This is a genomic window from Agrococcus sp. GW821-FHT14H11 (genome assembly GCF_058803545.1).
Genome location: NZ_JBXAPA010000007.1, coordinates 76,891 through 93,341 on the forward strand (window position 1 = coordinate 76,891; position 16,451 = coordinate 93,341).

Sequence of the window (16,451 nt, forward strand, 5' to 3'; positions counted from 1 at the left end):
GGGCTCACGGCCCGCACTTCGTGACCAATCGACGGGAGGGTCAGCCCTGCTTCTTGAGGCGCGACGCCTCGCGGGCGCGGGTGGTCGCGTCGAGCGTCACCTTGCGGATGCGCACGGCGTGCGGCGTCACCTCGACGCACTCGTCGTCGCGCGCCCACTCGAGGCACTCCTCGAGCGAGAGCGTCTTCGGCGGCGTCAGGCGCTCGAGCTCCTCACCGGTCGACGACCGGATGTTGTTGAGCTTCTTCTCCTTGGTGATGTTGACGTCCATGTCGTCGGAGCGCGCGTTCTCGCCGACGACCATCCCCTCGTAGACGTCGTCGCCGGGCTTCACGAAGAAGACCCCGCGCTCCTGCAGCGCCATGATCGCGTTGGGCGTCGCGACGCCCGTGCGGTCGGCGACGAGCGCGCCGTTGTTGCGCGTCGTGATGGCGCCCGCCCACGGCTGCCAGCCGTGCGCGATCGCGTTGGCGATGCCCGTGCCGCGCGTGCTCGTGAGGAACTCGGTGCGGAAGCCGATGAGGCCGCGGCTCGGCACGACGAACTCCATGCGCACCCAGCCGGTGCCGTGGTTCGTCATCCCGTCCATGATGCCCTTGCGGCCCGCGAGCAGCTGGGTCACGGCACCGAGGTGCTCCTCGGGGACGTCGATCGTGAGGTGCTCGAACGGCTCGTGCAGCACGCCGTCGATCTTGCGCGTGACCACCTGCGGCTTGCCGACGGTCAGCTCGAAGCCCTCGCGGCGCATCTGCTCGACGAGGATGGCGAGCGCGAGCTCGCCGCGGCCCTGCACCTCCCACGCGTCGGGCCGGCCGATGTCGACGACGCGCAGCGACACGTTGCCGATGAGCTCGCGGTCGAGGCGGTCCTTCACCATGCGGCCGGTGAGCTTGGAGCCCTTGATCTTGCCGGCGAGCGGCGACGTGTTGGTGCCGATCGTCATCGAGATGGCCGGCTCGTCGACGGTGATCGCCGGCAGCGGGCGCACGTCGTCGGGGTCGGCGAGCGTCTCGCCGATGGTGATCTCGGCGATGCCGGCGACCGCGACGATGTCGCCGGGGCCGGCGCTCTCGGCCGGCACGCGGTCGAGCGCCTTCGTCTCGAGCAGCTCGGTGACCCGCACGTTCTGCACCTCGCCGTCGTGCCGCACCCAGGCGACCGTCTGGCCCTTCTTGAGCGTGCCCGCCTTGATGCGCAGCAGCGCGAGGCGGCCGAGGAAGGGGGATGCGTCGAGGTTGGTGACGTGCGCCTGCAGCGGCGCCTCGTCGTCGTACGTCGGCGCCGGGATGTGCTCGAGGATCGCCCCGAAGAGCGGCTCGAGGTCCTCGCTGTCGGGCAGCGAGCCGTCGGCGGGCTTCGCGGTCGACGCGCGGCCGGCCTTGCCGGATGCGTAGACGACCGGCACGTCGAGGACGGCGTCGAGGTCGAGGTCGGGCACGTCGTCGGCGAGGTCGGAGGCGAGGCCGAGCAGGAGGTCCTGGCTCTCCCCCACGACCGCGTCGATGCGCGCGTCGTGGCGGTCGGTCTTGTTGACGAGCAGGATCACGGGGAGCTTGGCCTCGAGCGCCTTGCGGAGCACGAAGCGCGTCTGCGGCAGCGGGCCCTCGGAGGCGTCGACGAGCAGCACGACGCCGTCGACCATCGACAGGCCGCGCTCGACCTCGCCGCCGAAGTCGGCGTGGCCGGGGGTGTCGATGACGTTGATCGTGACGGGGCCGTCGGCGGCGTGCGCGCCGGTGTAGCGGATCGCCGTGTTCTTGGCGAGGATCGTGATGCCCTTCTCACGCTCCAGCTCGTTCGAGTCCATGGCGCGCTCGTCGTGGGTGTCGTGGGCCCCGAAGGAGCCGGTCTGCGTCAGCATCGCGTCGACGAGAGTCGTCTTGCCGTGGTCGACGTGGGCGACGATCGCCACGTTGCGGAGGTCGGATCGCGCGGCGATCGGCATGCAGGTGCCTTCCGGTTCTGGGGAGTTCGCGACGAACGGCCGCGGCGCCCATCCTAGCGGGCGGCCGCGGCCGTGCGTGCGGGGTGCCGGTCAGCTCGCCCGGCGCGACTCCCTGCGCTCGGCCTGCGCGACCGGGTCGGGCAGCGGCACGGCGGAGATGAGGCGCTGCGTGTACGCGTCCTGCGGGTTGCGCAGGATCTGGTCGCGCGTGCCCTCCTCGACGATGCGCCCCTTCCGCATCACGACGATGCGGTGCGCGAGCGAGTCGACGACCGCGAGGTCGTGGCTGATGAAGAGGCACGCGAACTGCAGCTCCTGCTGGATGCCCGTGAGCAGCTCGAGGAAGCGCGCCTGCACCGACACGTCGAGCGCGGAGGTCGGCTCGTCGGCGATGAGCAGCTCGGGGGCGAGCGCGAGCGCGCGGGCGATGCCGACGCGCTGCTTCTGGCCGCCGGAGAGCTCGTGCGGGTAGCGGTTGCGGTAGGAGGTCGGCAGCTCGACCGACTCCAGCAGCTCCTGCACGCGCTTGTCGAGCGCCTTGTGGTCGATCGCGTCGCCCGCCGCGCGGCGGGAGAGCAGGATCGGCTCGCCGATCGACTCGCCGATCGGCATGCGCGGGTTGAGCGACGACGACGGGTCCTGGAAGACGATGCCGGTCTTCTCGCGCAGCGGCCGCAGGTCGCGCATCGAGGCGGCCGAGATGTCGTGGCCGGCGACGGTCAGCGTGCCCGACTTGATGGGCAGCAGGCCGATCGCGGCGCGGCCGAGCGTCGTCTTGCCGGAGCCCGACTCGCCCACGAGCCCGACGATCTCGCCCGGGTACACCGACAGGTCGATGTCCTCGGCGGCCCGGAACGCCGGCACCCGGCCGCGCTTCGGGTACTCGATCACGACGTCCGCGAAGCGCAGGATCGGGTCGACGGTGTCGGAGACCTTCGACGCCTCGAACGCGCGGCCCGTCTCGTCCTCATGCACGCCGAGGTACGGCACGGCGGCCAGCAGCTCCTTCGTGTACGGGTGCGAGGGGCGCTGGAAGACGTCGAGCGCCGAGCCGCGGTCGACCATCTCGCCGTTGCGCATGACGATGATGCGGTCGGAGAGGTCGGCGACGACGCCCATGTCGTGCGTGATGAGGATGACCGCGGAGCCGAGCTCGTCCTTCAGCTTGCGCATCAGGTCGAGCACCTCGGCCTGCACCGTCACGTCGAGCGCGGTGGTCGGCTCGTCGGCGATGAGCAGCGCCGGGTCGCACGCGAGCGACTGGGCGATCATGGCGCGCTGGCGCTGGCCGCCCGAGAGCTGGTGCGGGTACTTGTTGAACGCGGTCGGCGGGTCGGGGATCTCGACCTTCGCGATCAGCTCGATCGCGCGCTCCTTCGCCTGGTCGACCGTGAGGTCGTAGTGGCTGCGAAGCGCCTCGGAGATCTGGAAGCCGATCGTGTAGACGGGGTTGAGCGCCGTCATCGGCTCCTGGAAGATCACCGCGATCTCGTTGCCGCGGATGTGGCGGAGGTCGCGCTCGGGGATGCCGAGGATCTCCTTGCCCTTGAGCCGCACCGAGCCGTTCACGCGCGCGTTCGGCGGGAGCAGGCTGATGAGCGCCATCGCGGTCGTCGACTTGCCGGAGCCCGACTCGCCCACGATCGCCAGCACCTCGCCGGCGTGGACCTTGAACTCGGCGTCCTTGACGGCCGGGTAGAACTTGCCGTCGACCCAGAAGTCGACGTTGAGGTCGCGAGCCTCGAGGATGACGTCGCGGTCGGCGACGGGGGCGGCTGCCGTGTCGGTCACGGGAGCTCCTCTCCTGCGTTGTCTGCAGTGCAGTGGTGGTCTGCGAAACTGGATGGATGGCCTATCAGCGAGCGGTGTTCCGATCGTCCTTCGGCAGGGTGATCACGGTGGTGATCGGGGTGCTCATGGCGCTCGCCCTGGCGAGCATCCTGCTCGCCGACGACCCGGTGGGCCTGCTGTGGTCCGCGCCGTGGCCGCTGCTCGGCGCCGCGGTCACGTGGGCCTTCATGTGGCGCCCGCGGGTCACGATCGACCACGGCGGCGTCGAGGTCGTGAACCCCTTCAGCACCTGGGAGGTGCCGTGGGGCGCGATCAAGCGCATCGACACCAAGTGGGCGCTCGAGCTCACGCTCGAGGACCGTCGCCTGACCGCGTGGGCGGCGCCGGCGCCGAGCCGCTACGGCATCGCGCGCGTCACGACCGAGGACATCCGCCTCGCCCGCGAGTCGAGCACGGTGGGCGGCGCGATCCGCCCCGGCGACGCCGTGCACAGCGTCTCCGGCGCGGCCGCGCACGTCACCCGCACCCACTGGGAGGAGCTGCGCGACGAGGGCCTGCTCGACGAGTCGGCCACGGCGACCCGCAGCTGGCACTGGCCGACGATCGCGATCGTCGCCGTGCCGGCGCTGCTGGCCGCCGCGGGCCTCGTGCTTCGCTGAGCGCAGCACGTCAGCCCCGGTCGCGGTCGCCGCGGTCGCCCGCGGTGTCGCCCTCGGCGCGCGGCGCACGGGCGTCCGGCCCCGGCGCCTGACCGTCGGCCGCAGCCGCGAAGGCCGGGTCCTCGGCCTCGTGGCCGCGGAGGGCGGCCGCGTCGGCCGCGGCCACGTCGGCCTGGCGCATCGCCCGCTCGGACGGCATCCGCTTCTGGCGCGGGTCGAACGCGTCGCGCAGGCCGTCGCCGATGAAGTTGATGCAGAGCGCGATCACGATGATGAACGCACCGGGCCACCAGAACAGCCAGGGCCGCGTCTGGAACGCCTCCTGGTTGAGGCTGATGATGAGGCCGAGCGACGTGTCGGGCGGCTGCACGCCGAACCCGAGGAACGACAGGCCCGTCTCCGCCAGGATCGCGCCGGCCATCAGCAGCGTCGTGTTGACGATGATGACGCCCATGGCGTTCGGCAGGATGTGCTTGAAGATGATGCGGCCGTTCGAGGCGCCGGCCACGCGGGCCGCGTCGACGAACTCGCGCTCGCGGAGCGACAGGAACTCGCCGCGCACGAGTCGAGCGAGGCCCGTCCACGAGAACAGGCCGAGCACGATCGCGAGCACGAAGGCGCCGAGCTTGCCGAAGGTCGAGCCGATCACGGCGCCGATCACGATGAACGGGATCGTGATGATCACGTCGGTGAAGCGCATGAGCACGGAGTCGACCCAGCCGCGGAAGAAGCCCGACAGCGCGCCGATGACGATGCCGATCGTCGCGCCGATGAGGCCGACGAGCACCATGATCATGAGCGACTGCTGCGTGCCGCGCATGACCAGCGCGAACAGGTCCTTGCCGATCGAGTCCTGGCCGAACGGGTGCTCCCACGAGGGGGTGCCGCCGTTGACCGGGCGCGGGTTCTGCGTCCAGTCCCAGGCCCACCAGCCGGGGATGCGGACGGGGCCGGCCGAGATGCCGACGGACGTGAACGCCAGGATGATGATGAGCGCGAGCACGATCATCGACGTGACGGCGCCCCAGTGCCGGAAGAAGCGCTTCCGGACGATCTGGCCCTGGCTGAGGCCCTCGATCTCCTTGAGCTCGAGGTTGGCCTCGGCGTCGGTGACGTGCGGCTCGTTGGTCTGCGGGATGTTCGTGGTCATCAGCTCACCCGGATCCGGGGGTCGAGGGCCGCGTATGCGATGTCGGCCAGCATGTTGAACAGGAGCGCGAGCGCTCCGGTGACGAGGAAGAACGCCATCACCGGGTTGGGGTCGACCTGGTTGAGGCCGTTGATGAACATCGATCCCATGCCGGTCCAGCCGAACACGCGCTCGGTGATGACGGCGCCGCCGATGATGCCGGCGATGTCGAACGCCACGATCGTGGTGATCGGGATGAGCGCGTTGCGGAACGCGTGCCGCACGATGACGGTGCGCTCGGTGAGGCCCTTCGCCCGCGCGGTGCGGATGTAGTCCTGGTTGAGCACCTCGAGCAGGCTCGCGCGGGTGTACCGCGTGTAGCCGGCGAAGGAGATGACCATCAGCGCGATCGTCGGCAGCAGCAGGTGCGTGAACGCGTCGACGCCCTGCACGAAGAAGGACGACTGCGAGAAGCCCGGGTTGCTCGCGCCGATCGTGGCGATCGGGCGGCCGCGGATGTAGCCGGACTGCGAGTAGGCCTGCCACAGCTGCATGTGCCGGTCGACGACCATGACGGCGCCGACGAGGAACGCCGTCCAGCCGCCGATCTTCATGTTGACGGACTTGTTGTCGCCGCCGAAGACCCAGCCGGCGCCGACGCCCACGAGGATCGTCACGACCGCGAGGCCGGCGAGGATCCAGAAGTTCATCGGCACGACCTGCGGGTTGAACAGGAAGTAGTTCACCGGGTAGTACAGCGCGATGCCGACCACGGCGACGCCGAGGCCGATCATGAGCGAGCGGCGGTTCTTGATGCCGGCGAGGATCGCCGTGACGATGAGCGCCACCGAGAGCATGAGGAACGCGATCGCGAGCAGCGAGAAGTCGAGCCCGAAGAGGATGAAGCGGGGGTTCAGGAACCAGCCCGACATGCTCATGTATCCGAGCACGAGGCCGCCGGCGAGCGTGCCGAGGGCGAAGGTGATCGCCTTGCGCTTCGGATCGCCGCCGAGCACCGACATCCAGAACAGGCCGGAGACGAGCGCGACGACCACGATCACCCACCAGTCGATCTGCGCGCCGGTCTGCAGCCAGTCGTTCGCGCCGATGGCGAGGAACTGCTTGAGCAGCACCGCGAACCAGAAGATCGGCAGCGAGAAGAAGAGGAAGGAGATGAACGTCACGCCGTAGTCGTACGAGGAGTACTGGCGCAGCGCCGTCGTGATGCCGATGACGATGCCGAGGATGATGGCGACGATCGTGGCGATGGTCACGAGGCGGAGGGTCTGGTCCATCGAGTTCAGGAGCACGTTGAGCACGGGCTGCTGCTGGATGGTCATGCCGAAGTCGCACTGGCCGATGAAGCATCCGCCGATGCCCCCGAGCCAGATGAAGTAGCGCAGCGGCGGCGGCACGTCGAGGTGCAGCAGTCGGATGCGGGCTTCGATGAGCTGCGCTGTCTGCGGGGTCTGGACGCCGCGGAGATCCTCGAGCGGGTCGCCTGAGAAGGCCACCATGTTGTACATGAGGAAAGTCGCGGCGAGCAGGATGAGCACTGCCGCGATCAGGCGCCTGACGATGAATGTCGCCACCGGTTCGCCTCCTTGAGTTCCGGTCTACGGGTGGATCCGAGATCGCTGATCGAGCGAGTCGGAAGAGTTCATGCGAGAGGCGCCGGGCCAGGTGGTCCGGCGCCTCTCTGCCTGAAGCCACATCACACTAGCAGTGGATGGGACTGGAGGCGGGTGTGGTGGATCAGCCCTCCGAGGCGTTCGTCTCGGTCGGCGTCCAGTCCCAGACGTTCCAGAAGATCGTCGGGGCGAGCGGCGACGAGTCGATGCCCGTGATGCGGTCGGAGAACGCGGTGACCTCCGGGAACTGGAAGATGGTGATGCCGAACGCGTCCTCGACGAGGATGCGGTCGATCTCCATCAGCAGCTCCATCTGGCGCTCGGTGTCAACGGTGGTGTTGAGCTCCTGCACGACAGCGTCCATCTCCTCGTTGGAGTAGTAGGACAGGTTGTTGATGCCGCCGGTCTCGAAGTTCGGACCGACCGAGGCGACGCCGAGCGAGGTCGACTGCCATCCGAAGAGCGACGCGTCGTACGCACCGGGAGCGCCGAGGAGGCCACCCCACTCGGGCGACGAGCAGTCGGTCACGGTCCAGCCGGCCTCAGCAGCCGACTCGCGGATGAGCTCGAACTCCGACACGCGACGAGGGTTCGTCGAGGCGAACAGGAGGCAGACCTCGGTGCCCTCCTCCAGACCGGCCTGCTCGCGCAGCGCCGTGGCCTGCTCGATGTCGACCTCGGAGTACATGTCGAGGATGCCCGAGTTCTCGACCGACTCGTCGTAGCCCTCGGCGCCCGGGACGAAGACGGCCGAGTTGCGGACCGTGGCCTCCGGGTTCAGCGGGATGATGAGGCGGTCGATGATCTCCTGGCGCGGGATCGTCAGCAGGAACGACTGGCGAGCCTCGAGCGTCTCGAAGACGCCCGGGTTCTTCGACTGGTCGAACTGCAGGTCGACGTGCTCGTACGTCGCACCCTCGCCGTAGTTCACCGTGATGCCCTCGGTGCCCTCGAGGGCAGCGCGGACGTCAGGCGTGGCCTGCGGCTGGATGATGTCGACGTCGCCGTTCTGGAGCGCCGTCACCGCAGCCATGGCGTCGGTGATGAAGCGGACCGTGATGGTCTCGACCTGCGGCTGGTGGTCGCCGACGTAGTTCTCGTTGGCCTGCAGCGTGATGTACTGGTCGGCCACGAAGTCGCTGATGATGTACGGGCCGTTGGCCGTCAGCACCGACGTGTCGGAGGGCATCTCGGTGAAGTTGAAGCCCGTGTTCCAGTAGGACGCGAGCTGCGCGATGACGCCCATGTCCTCGTTCTGGATGGCGTCGATGACGGCCTGCTTGGCCTCCGTCGGGTCCTCGATGCCGAGCGCGTTCATCGCGATGACGTGCGCGGGCAGGCCGGCGCCGAACGCGAGCTCCCAGTCGACGTAGAAGTCGGAGTACGTCATGAGGATGCCGCGGCCGTCCTCGTTGATCTCCGGGGTCTCCTGCACGAGGCCGAGGCCCGACGTGGGCGTGGCGCCCGAGTCGAAGAAGACCGTGCCCTCGGGGAACTCGGTGGTGAACTCACCGGTCTCCGGGTCCTGGTACTCCTCCGGAGCGAAGTCCTCCGTGTTGAACGCGCCCGAGATGGCTGCCCAGTTGAGCAGCATGTCGGCGGCGTCGACGGGAACCTCATCGCTCCACTGGACGCCCTCGTTGATCGTGTACTGGACCTGCAGCGGGTCCTCCGACACGAGCTCGTACGAGCCGAAGGAGGTGTCCTGCTGGAGCTCGGGGGTGTTGTCGTAGAAGTTGAACCCCGAGTAGGTCATGTAGTTGATGTTGTTGTTCGCGGTGGCGTTGCCGAACGACGTGTTGCCGTTCGCTGAGTAGAACGGCTGGTTCCACGCTGCCGTGATGGACGTGCCCTCGACGATCTCCGCTCCTGGCGCCGTAGTCGGCGTGCAAGCGGAGAGGACGAGCGCGCCCGTCGCGAGCAGCACGCCGCCCGCAGCGAATCGCTTGATCCTCAATGTTCCTCCTGTGCAAGGTGAGCGCGCGGCCAGACAGCCGCTGTGCTCTGGATGAGTGCCACTGTAGGCCCGAGAGCAAGCCCGATCGGGCGCGGCAACCGGATCGTTACCAAGTCGGTGCAGAACCGTGATCGAATGCGCCGCCGCCGATCTCGCGCAACAGATGTGCACAGCGGCCCCGATCGGCGCGCAGAAGTCGCGGCCCTACCCTGGAGCCGTGACCGAGCCCATCCGCCTCGAACCCGTCCGCGAGCACGCCCCCTCGCAGCGCCGCCTGTGGTGGGAGCTGGCGATCGTGCTGCTGCTGTCGCTCGGCGCCAGCGCGCTCTGGTCGGTGCTGCAGTTCCTCGACGTCTCGACGCGCGCGACGCCCATCGGCGAGCAGCAGGTGGCCCTCAACCCGGCGCGCTCCGACCGCGCGTGGCTCGACCTCTCGTACCAGCTCACCGGCATCGCGCTCGACCTCGTGCCGGTGGCGCTCGTGTGCTGGCTGCTCTGGCGCTCGCGGCGACCGCACCTGGGCGCGCTCGGCATCGACGTGACGCGGCCGGTGCGCGACACCGTCTCGGGCGCGGCCCTCGTGCTCGTGATCGGCGTCCCCGGCCTCGCCCTCTACCTCGCGGGGCGGGCGATGGGGCTCACCGTCGACGTCGTGCCGTCGCCGCTCGACGCGCAGTGGTTCACCGTGCCCGTGCTGCTGCTGTCGGCGCTGCGCGCCGGCCTCACCGAGGAGGTGATCGTGATCGGCTACGTCTTCGAGCGGCTGCGGCGGCTCGGGTGGGGCGCGGGCAGGCTCGGCGCCTGGCCGATCATCGTCGCCGCGGCGGTGCTGCGGGGCGTCTACCACCTCTACCAGGGCGTGCCGGCGCTCTTCGGGAACGTCGCGATGGGCGTGCTCTTCGGCTGGCTCTACACCCGCACCGGCAGGCTCGTGCCGCTCATCGTCGCCCACACGCTCATCGACGTGGCCGTCTTCATCGGCTACCCGTGGGCGTACGGCGCGTTCCCGCAGCTGTTCGCGCGGTAGCCGCCGGACCGGGCCGCCTCAGGGTGCGGGCGTCGCGCTCTCGAGGCTCCACTCCCACGCGTTCCAGGTGAGGGATGCGGGGGCCGGGCGGGGCGCGACGCCCTGGAGTCCCGCGGCGCTCACGGTGAGGCGGATGGGCTCGGCGATCGGCAGCGCGAGCGCGTCAGCGACGAGCGACGTCTCGACCTCGAGCAGCGTCTGCTCGAGCGCGTCGGGGTCGGCCGTCGAGAGCGCCTCGTCGAGCAGCGCCTCGCGCGCGGGGCTCTCGGCGCCCGTGATGCCGCCGCCGCGCCAGCGGTCGGCGACCGCCTCGGCGTCGGCCGGCGCCGCGACGACGCGCAGCACCGCGTGCCAGTCGTCCCCCGCGAGCCCGGCGGCGAGGTCGTCGACGCCGCAGTCGCGCACCTGCCAGCCGGCCTCGGCCGCCTGCGCGGCCATGGCAGGGAGCGCGGCCGCCGCGAACGCATCCGACCGGTCGTAGCGCACGCACACCTCGGTGCCTGCGGGGATGCCGAGCCGGTCGCGCTCGGCGGCGGCGGCCTCGGGCTCGGCGCCGCCGAAGGCCTGCGGCAGGCCGGCGTCCTCGAGCGCGTACTCGTAGACGCGCGTGCCGGGGCGGAACAGCAGCGCGTCGACGCGGTCGGCCTCGTCGGCCCGCTCCCCCAGCGCCGCCTCGACGAGCGCCTGCCGGTCGATCGACTGCAGCAGCGAGTGGCGCGCCTCGGCCGAGCGCAGCGGTGCGCGGTCGGCGCGCAGCGCGAGCTCCCAGCGGAGCCCGGTGGCCCCCGCGATGAGCGTCGCGTCGTCGCGCTCGAGGTCGCGGATGGTGGTGCGGTCGCCGTCGGCCGGCTGCACGGCGGCCACGTCGAGCGCGCCGGAGGTCAGCCCCTGCAGCGCCGCCGCGTCGTCGGCGACGTCGTGCAGCACGAGCCGCTCGACCTGCGGCAGCTGGGCGCCCACGTACCGGTCGTTCGCGACGAGCTCGACGCGGCCGTCGCGCAGCTGCTCGAGGCGGTACGGGCCGCTCGCCACGAGCGCCCCGGGCGCGGGGTCGGCGGCGCTGATCGGCAGCCCGGCGCTCCAGGCCTCGGCGATCGGCGCGAGCGCGAGCGGGTCGGCGCGGTCGATCGCGTCGAGCACGCGCTGCTTCGCCTCCATCGGGTCCGCGACGCCGAGCACCTGCTGCCCGAGCACGTGGGCCGGCACCGCGACCTCGAGCGCCTCGCGCCAGTCGGGCACCGGCTGCGCGAACGCCACGTCGATCGCGCGCCCCCAGTCGTCGCGCACCGGCGCCTCCACCGCGTGCACGAGCCCGCCGGGATCGGCGACGTCGAACCACACCGCGTCCTCGGGCAGGTCGAGGCGGCCGTCCTCGCCCCGCAGCGCCGCGAGATCGAGGTCGGGCGTCGACAGCGCGTTCGACGACGCGGCCCACGCGAGCGCGAGATCGGCGGCGTCGATCGGCACGCCGTCGGACCAGCGCACCCCGTCGGCCAGGTCGTAGCGCACGGTGAAGGGCGCCTCGGAGACCACGGTCGCGGTGCCGAAGGAGGGGTCCTCGCGCAGCTCGCCGTCGGCGCCGACCGTCGCGAACGCCGCGCGCGTCAGCGCGGCGACGTCGCGGTTGCCGGCGGTGGCGGCCGGCACGCTCGCCGCGCTCGCCGCCGTGAGCTCGCCCTCCCACGCCACGTCGACGCTCGAGCCGGGCACGACGCGCGCCTCGACCTGCGGCCCGCACGCGCTCAGCGCCATCGCGACGACCGCCGCCCCGGCCACCGCGGACGCGGTGCGGGCGGCGATCGAGCGACGGCCGCGGAGCATCAGGCGAACGCCTCCACCGGCGGGCAGCTGCAGACGATGTTGCGGTCGCCGTAGGCCTGGTCGACGCGCGCGACCGGCGGCCAGTACTTCGCCCGCTCGACGCCCGCGACGGGGAAGACCGCCTGCTCGCGCGTGTACGGGCGGTCCCAGTCGCCGTGCACGATCGAGCCCGCCGTGTGCGGCGCGCGCCGCAGCGCGCTCTCGGCCAGCGGCGTCTCGCCGCGACCGATCGCATCCGCCTCGGCCTTGATCGCGATCATCGCGTCGACGAAGCGGTCGAGCTCGCCGAGGTCCTCCGACTCCGTCGGCTCGACCATGAGCGTGCCCGCGACGGGGAACGACATCGTCGGCGCGTGGAATCCGTAGTCGACGAGGCGCTTGGCGACGTCGTCGTTCGAGACGCCGGTCGCCTCCTTGAGCGGCCGCAGGTCGAGGATGCACTCGTGCGCCACGAGGCCGTGCTCGCCCGTGTAGAGCACCGGGAAGTGCTCGCGCAGGCGCGCGGCGACGTAGTTGGCCGCGAGCACGGCGCTCGCGGTCGCCTTCGTCAGGCCGTCGAGCCCCATCATGCGCACGTACGCCCACGAGATCGGCAGGATCGACGCGGAGCCCCACGGCGCCGACGAGATCGGGTTGGCGCCGACGCGCAGGCCGTCGATGAGCTCGGACTCCTCGCGCGGGTCGCGCGGCAGGAAGGGCGCGAGGTGCGCCTTCGCCGCCACCGGACCGACGCCCGGACCGCCGCCGCCGTGCGGGATGCAGAACGTCTTGTGCAGGTTGAGGTGCGAGACGTCGCCGCCCATGTCGCCGAAGGTGGCGTGGCCGAGCAGCGCGTTGAGGTTGGCGCCGTCGATGTAGACCTGCCCGCCGGCCTCGTGCACGAGGTCGGTCACGCGCCGGATCTCGGACTCGTAGACGCCGTGCGTCGACGGGTACGTGACCATGAGCGCCGCGAGCTGCCCCGCGTGGGTGCCGATCTTGGCCTCGAGGTCGGCCACGTCGACGTCGCCGTTCTGGCTCGTCGCCACCACCACGACGCGCATGCCCGCCAGCACGGCGCTCGCCGCGTTGGTGCCGTGCGCCGAGGCGGGGATGAGCACGACGTCGCGGTGCCGATCGCCGCGCGAGTCGTGGTACCCGCGGATCGCCATGAGCCCCGCGAGCTCGCCCTGCGCGCCCGCGTTCGGCTGCAGCGAGACGGTGTCGTAGCCGGTGATGCGCGCGAGCCAGTCGCCCAGCTGGTCGATGAGCGCGAGCGAGCCCTCGGCGTCCTCGAGCGGCGCGTAGGGGTGCAGCTGCGAGAACTCGGGCCACGTGATGGCCTCCATCTCGGCCGCGGCGTTGAGCTTCATCGTGCAGGAGCCGAGCGGGATCATGCCGCGGTCGAGCGCGTAGTCGCGATCGGCGAGCCGCTTCGCGTAGCGCATGAGCTGCGTCTCGGAGCGGTGCGCGTGGAAGACCTCGTGCGTCATGAACTCGCCGCGGCGGGCGAGCGTCGACGGGATCGCGCGCTCCCCCTCGCCCGCGTCGGCGAGGCCGAGCGCGGGCAGCAGCACGTCGAGCAGCACGCCCGTGCCCTCCTCGGCCCACGTCTCGTCGAACGAGACGTGCAGCACGTCGTCGTCGACCGCGTGCACGAGGATGCCGGCCTCGGCCGCCGCCGACCGCAGCTCGGCCGCCCGGCCGGGCACGCGCATCCGCACGGTGTCGAAGAACGCGTCGTGCACGAGCTCGACGCCGGCGTCGCGGGCAGCGCGCGCGAAGCGGGTCGCGACCGCGTGGACGCCCTCGGCGATCGCGCGGATGCCGTCGGGGCCGTGGTAGACGCCGTACATCGACGCCATGACGGCCAGCAGCACCTGCGCGGTGCAGATGTTGCTCGTGGCCTTCTCGCGGCGGATGTGCTGCTCGCGGGTCTGGAGCGTGAGCCGGTAGGCGGGGTAGCCGTCGGCGTCGACGGAGACGCCCACGAGCCGGCCCGGCATCTGGCGGGTGAGCGACTCGGCGACGGCCATGAAGCCCGCGTGCGGCCCGCCGAAGCCCATCGGCACGCCGAAGCGCTGCGAGGAGCCGACGACGATGCGGGCGCCCTGGCTGCCGGGCGCCTCGATGAGCGCGAGCGACAGCAGGTCGGCGGCCGCCACCGGGACGCCGCCCATCTCGGTCGCCGCGGCGAAGGCGCCGCTCGCGTCCCACACGCGGCCGGATGCGCCGGGCAGCTGCGCGATGAGGCCGAAGGCGTCGGGCAGGTCGGCCGGGTCGGTCTCCGCCAGCGGCAGCTCGACGAGCTCGATGCCGGTCGCGTGCGCGCGGTGGCGCAGCAGCGCCTTCGACTGCGGCAGCAGGTCGGTGTCGACGACGAAGACCGACGACGACGCCTTCGAGGCTCGGCGCGCGAGCAGCATCGCCTCGACGACGGCAGTGCCCTCGTCGAGCATCGACGCGTTGGCGATGTCGAGGCCCGCGAGGTCGGCGACCATCGTCTGGAAGTTGATGAGCGCCTCGAGGCGGCCCTGGCTGATCTCGGGCTGGTACGGCGTGTAGGCGGTGTACCAGGACGGGTTCTCGAGGATGAGGCGCTTGATGGGCGGCGGCGTGACGGTGCCGTGGTAGCCGAGGCCGATCGCGCTGTGGCGCACCCGGTTGCGGGCGGCGAGGGCGCGCAGCTCGGCGAGCGCCTTCGTCTCGGTGGCGGCCTCGCCGATGCCCGTGCCGGCGCTGCGGATGCCCGCGGGCACGGCGGCGTCCATGAGCGCCTCGAGCGACTCGAAGCCGACGGCCGAGAGCATGCGCTCCTCGGCCGCCGCATCGATGCCGATGTGGCGGTCGACGAACGGGCGCATCAGGCGGTGAGCTCGCGGTAGGCGGCCTCGTCCAGCAGCTCGGGCTCCTCCGAGAAGCGCACCTTGACGAGCCAGCCGGCACCCTCGGCGGCGGAGTTCACGAGCGTCGGGTCGCCCGCGACCTCGTCGTTGACCTCGAGCACCTCGCCGGCGGCGGGGGCGAGCAGCTCCCCCACCGACTTCGTCGACTCGATCTCGCCGATCGCCTCGCCGGCGGCGAAGCTGCGGCCCACGCCCGGCAGGTCGACGAACACCACGTCGCCGAGCGCGGCCTGCGCGTAGTCGGTGATGCCGATCGTGGCGGTGTCGCCCTCGACGCGGATCCACTCGTGGTCTGCGGTGTACTTGGTCTCGCTCATGCTCGGGCCTCTCGGGTGTAGAACGGCAGCGCGGTGACGGACGCCGGCAGCTGCGTGCCCCGGACTTCGACGGACAGGGAGTCGGAGGTCGCCGAGCCCGGCTCGACGAGGGCCATCGCGATCGGGTGGCCGAGGGTCGGCGACAGCGCGCCGCTCGTGACCGAGCCGACGACGCGGTCGCCGTCGAGCACGGGGTAGCCGGCGCGAGGCGCGCGTCGGCCCTCGGCCGTGAGGCCGACCAGCACGGGCGCGTCGGCCGCGGGCCCCGCCTCGACGGCGGCGCGGCCGACGAAGTCGCCCTTCGTCTTGAGCGCCACGACCCGGCCGAGGCCGACCTGCGCGGGCAGCACGTCGAGCGACAGCTCGTGGCCGTAGAGGGGCATGCCCGCCTCGAGCCGGAGCGTGTCGCGCGCGGCGAGGCCGCAGCGGGCGAGCCCGTGGCCCTCCCCCGCGAGCTCGATGGCGCGCCAGAGGTCCTCCGCGGCGTGCGCGGCGATGTACAGCTCGAAGCCGTCCTCGCCCGTGTAGCCGGTGCGGGCGACGAGCACGTCCTCGCCCTCGAAGACGGCCGGCAGGCTGCGGTAGTAGCGCAGCGCGTCGAGCGGCTCGGACTCGAGCCCGATCGCACCGACGATCGCCGCGGCCGCCGGTCCCTGCACGGCGATGAGCGCGGTCTGCTCGGTCTCGTCGACGACCGTCGCGTCGAAGCCCGCGGCGCGCTCGACGAGCGCGTCGAGCGCGGCGTGGCGGTTGGATGCGTTGGCGACGACGAGGAACTCGGCGTCGCCGGTGCGGTACACGATGAGGTCGTCGACGATGCCGCCGTGCTCGGCGAGCAGCAGCGAGTACTTCGCCTGCCACAGCTCGAGCGCCGAGAGGCGGCCGGCGAGCGCGTGGTCGAGCATCGCGCCCGCGTCGGGGCCGCTCACGCGCAGCTCGGCCATGTGGCTGAGGTCGAACAGGCCCGCGCGCTCGCGCACCGCCTGGTGCTCGGCGAGGTCGGAGCCGTAGCGCACCGGCATCTGCCAGCCGGCGAAGTCGATCAGCTGGGCGCCGGCCGCCTCGTGCACGGCGAGCAGCGGCGTCACCGGGGCCGTGCGATCGATGGATCCCTGCGCGGTCATGAGTCCTCCTGTGGTCTGGACTCCCCCACTGTCGCCGATCGTCTCGAACGGCTCCAGTGTGGCCTTCCCGTGCGGTTCGAGGACCTGAGAGTTTGGCGGGGAGGCTTGCTCCTTCGGTGCCCCCGGAGGGGCTCTCCCGCACGGGCGTGCAGCGGCCGGCTGTGC

Annotated in this window: 11 protein-coding genes and 1 riboswitch; of the genes, 2 read left to right on the plus strand and 9 right to left on the minus strand. The window is 71.5% G+C overall.

Annotation, left to right across the window (positions count from 1 at the left end):
* Positions 1 to 40: 40 nt before the first annotated feature.
* Both typA and AC1RNL_RS09295 read right to left on the minus strand, forming a co-directional pair.
* Positions 41 to 1,945 (minus strand): translational GTPase TypA, encoded by a 1,905-nt coding sequence (gene typA / locus AC1RNL_RS09290; RefSeq protein ID WP_128190585.1) that lies wholly within the window; start codon positions 1,943 to 1,945, stop codon positions 41 to 43.
* Positions 1,946 to 2,035: 90 nt separating this feature from the next.
* A complete protein-coding gene (locus AC1RNL_RS09295) occupies positions 2,036 to 3,736 on the minus strand; it encodes an ABC transporter ATP-binding protein (protein WP_128189800.1) in 1,701 nt (566 codons plus the stop codon).
* 74 nt (positions 3,737 to 3,810) lie between these two features.
* On the opposite strand from AC1RNL_RS09295, the gene AC1RNL_RS09300 reads away from it, so the two are divergent.
* Positions 3,811 to 4,395 (plus strand): PH domain-containing protein, encoded by a 585-nt coding sequence (locus AC1RNL_RS09300; protein WP_492935056.1) that lies wholly within the window; start codon positions 3,811 to 3,813, stop codon positions 4,393 to 4,395.
* A 10-nt stretch (positions 4,396 to 4,405) separates the two neighbouring features.
* Here AC1RNL_RS09300 and AC1RNL_RS09305 read toward each other — a convergent pair whose 3' ends face one another.
* From AC1RNL_RS09305 to AC1RNL_RS09315, 3 genes are all read right to left on the minus strand, one after another.
* Entirely contained in the window at positions 4,406 to 5,545 is a 1,140-nt protein-coding gene (locus tag AC1RNL_RS09305; RefSeq protein ID WP_128189798.1) for an ABC transporter permease, read from the minus strand.
* Positions 5,545 to 7,116, minus strand: coding sequence for an ABC transporter permease (locus AC1RNL_RS09310; RefSeq protein WP_492935057.1), 1,572 nt, complete (start codon positions 7,114 to 7,116; stop codon positions 5,545 to 5,547). The genes AC1RNL_RS09305 and AC1RNL_RS09310 overlap by 1 nt, the downstream gene beginning before the upstream one ends.
* Before the next feature lie 163 nt (positions 7,117 to 7,279).
* Entirely contained in the window at positions 7,280 to 9,112 is a 1,833-nt protein-coding gene (locus AC1RNL_RS09315) for an ABC transporter family substrate-binding protein (RefSeq protein ID WP_240671356.1), read from the minus strand.
* Positions 9,113 to 9,329: 217 nt separating this feature from the next.
* Between AC1RNL_RS09315 and AC1RNL_RS09320 the strand changes: the two genes are divergently transcribed.
* Positions 9,330 to 10,139 carry a CPBP family intramembrane glutamic endopeptidase gene (locus AC1RNL_RS09320; RefSeq protein WP_492935058.1) on the plus strand — a complete coding sequence of 270 codons (810 nt, stop codon included), beginning with the start codon at positions 9,330 to 9,332 and terminating at the stop codon, positions 10,137 to 10,139.
* Positions 10,140 to 10,157: 18 nt separating this feature from the next.
* Here AC1RNL_RS09320 and AC1RNL_RS09325 read toward each other — a convergent pair whose 3' ends face one another.
* Genes AC1RNL_RS09325 through gcvT form a run of 4 tightly spaced genes read right to left on the minus strand, consistent with a single transcriptional unit; the run spans position 10,158 to position 16,286 of the window.
* Entirely contained in the window at positions 10,158 to 11,960 is a 1,803-nt protein-coding gene (locus AC1RNL_RS09325; RefSeq protein WP_492935059.1) for an ABC transporter substrate-binding protein, read from the minus strand.
* Positions 11,960 to 14,803 carry an aminomethyl-transferring glycine dehydrogenase gene (gene gcvP / locus AC1RNL_RS09330; protein ID WP_128189794.1) on the minus strand — a complete coding sequence of 948 codons (2,844 nt, stop codon included), beginning with the start codon at positions 14,801 to 14,803 and terminating at the stop codon, positions 11,960 to 11,962. The genes AC1RNL_RS09325 and gcvP overlap by 1 nt, the downstream gene beginning before the upstream one ends.
* Positions 14,803 to 15,162 carry a glycine cleavage system protein GcvH gene (gcvH, locus tag AC1RNL_RS09335; RefSeq protein WP_146356661.1) on the minus strand — a complete coding sequence of 120 codons (360 nt, stop codon included), beginning with the start codon at positions 15,160 to 15,162 and terminating at the stop codon, positions 14,803 to 14,805. The genes gcvP and gcvH overlap by 1 nt, the downstream gene beginning before the upstream one ends.
* Positions 15,159 to 16,286 carry a glycine cleavage system aminomethyltransferase GcvT gene (gene gcvT, locus AC1RNL_RS09340; protein WP_492935060.1) on the minus strand — a complete coding sequence of 376 codons (1,128 nt, stop codon included), beginning with the start codon at positions 16,284 to 16,286 and terminating at the stop codon, positions 15,159 to 15,161. The genes gcvH and gcvT overlap by 4 nt, the downstream gene beginning before the upstream one ends.
* Before the next feature lie 62 nt (positions 16,287 to 16,348).
* Positions 16,349 to 16,435, minus strand: a riboswitch (glycine riboswitch).
* Between the last annotated feature and the right edge of the window lie 16 nt (positions 16,436 to 16,451).

What these genes read in the sequence shown, in the direction of transcription:
- typA (WP_128190585.1), bottom strand. Translation starts at nt 1,945, where the DNA reads ATGCCGATCGCCGCGCGATCCGACCTCCGCAACGTGGCGATCGTCGCC.
- AC1RNL_RS09305 (WP_128189798.1), bottom strand. Translation starts at nt 5,545, where the DNA reads ATGACCACGAACATCCCGCAGACCAACGAGCCGCACGTCACCGACGCC.
- AC1RNL_RS09325 (WP_492935059.1), bottom strand. Translation starts at nt 11,960, where the DNA reads ATGCTCCGCGGCCGTCGCTCGATCGCCGCCCGCACCGCGTCCGCGGTG.
- gcvP (WP_128189794.1), bottom strand. Translation starts at nt 14,803, where the DNA reads ATGCGCCCGTTCGTCGACCGCCACATCGGCATCGATGCGGCGGCCGAG.
- gcvH (WP_146356661.1), bottom strand. Translation starts at nt 15,162, where the DNA reads ATGAGCGAGACCAAGTACACCGCAGACCACGAGTGGATCCGCGTCGAG.
- gcvT (WP_492935060.1), bottom strand. Translation starts at nt 16,286, where the DNA reads ATGACCGCGCAGGGATCCATCGATCGCACGGCCCCGGTGACGCCGCTG.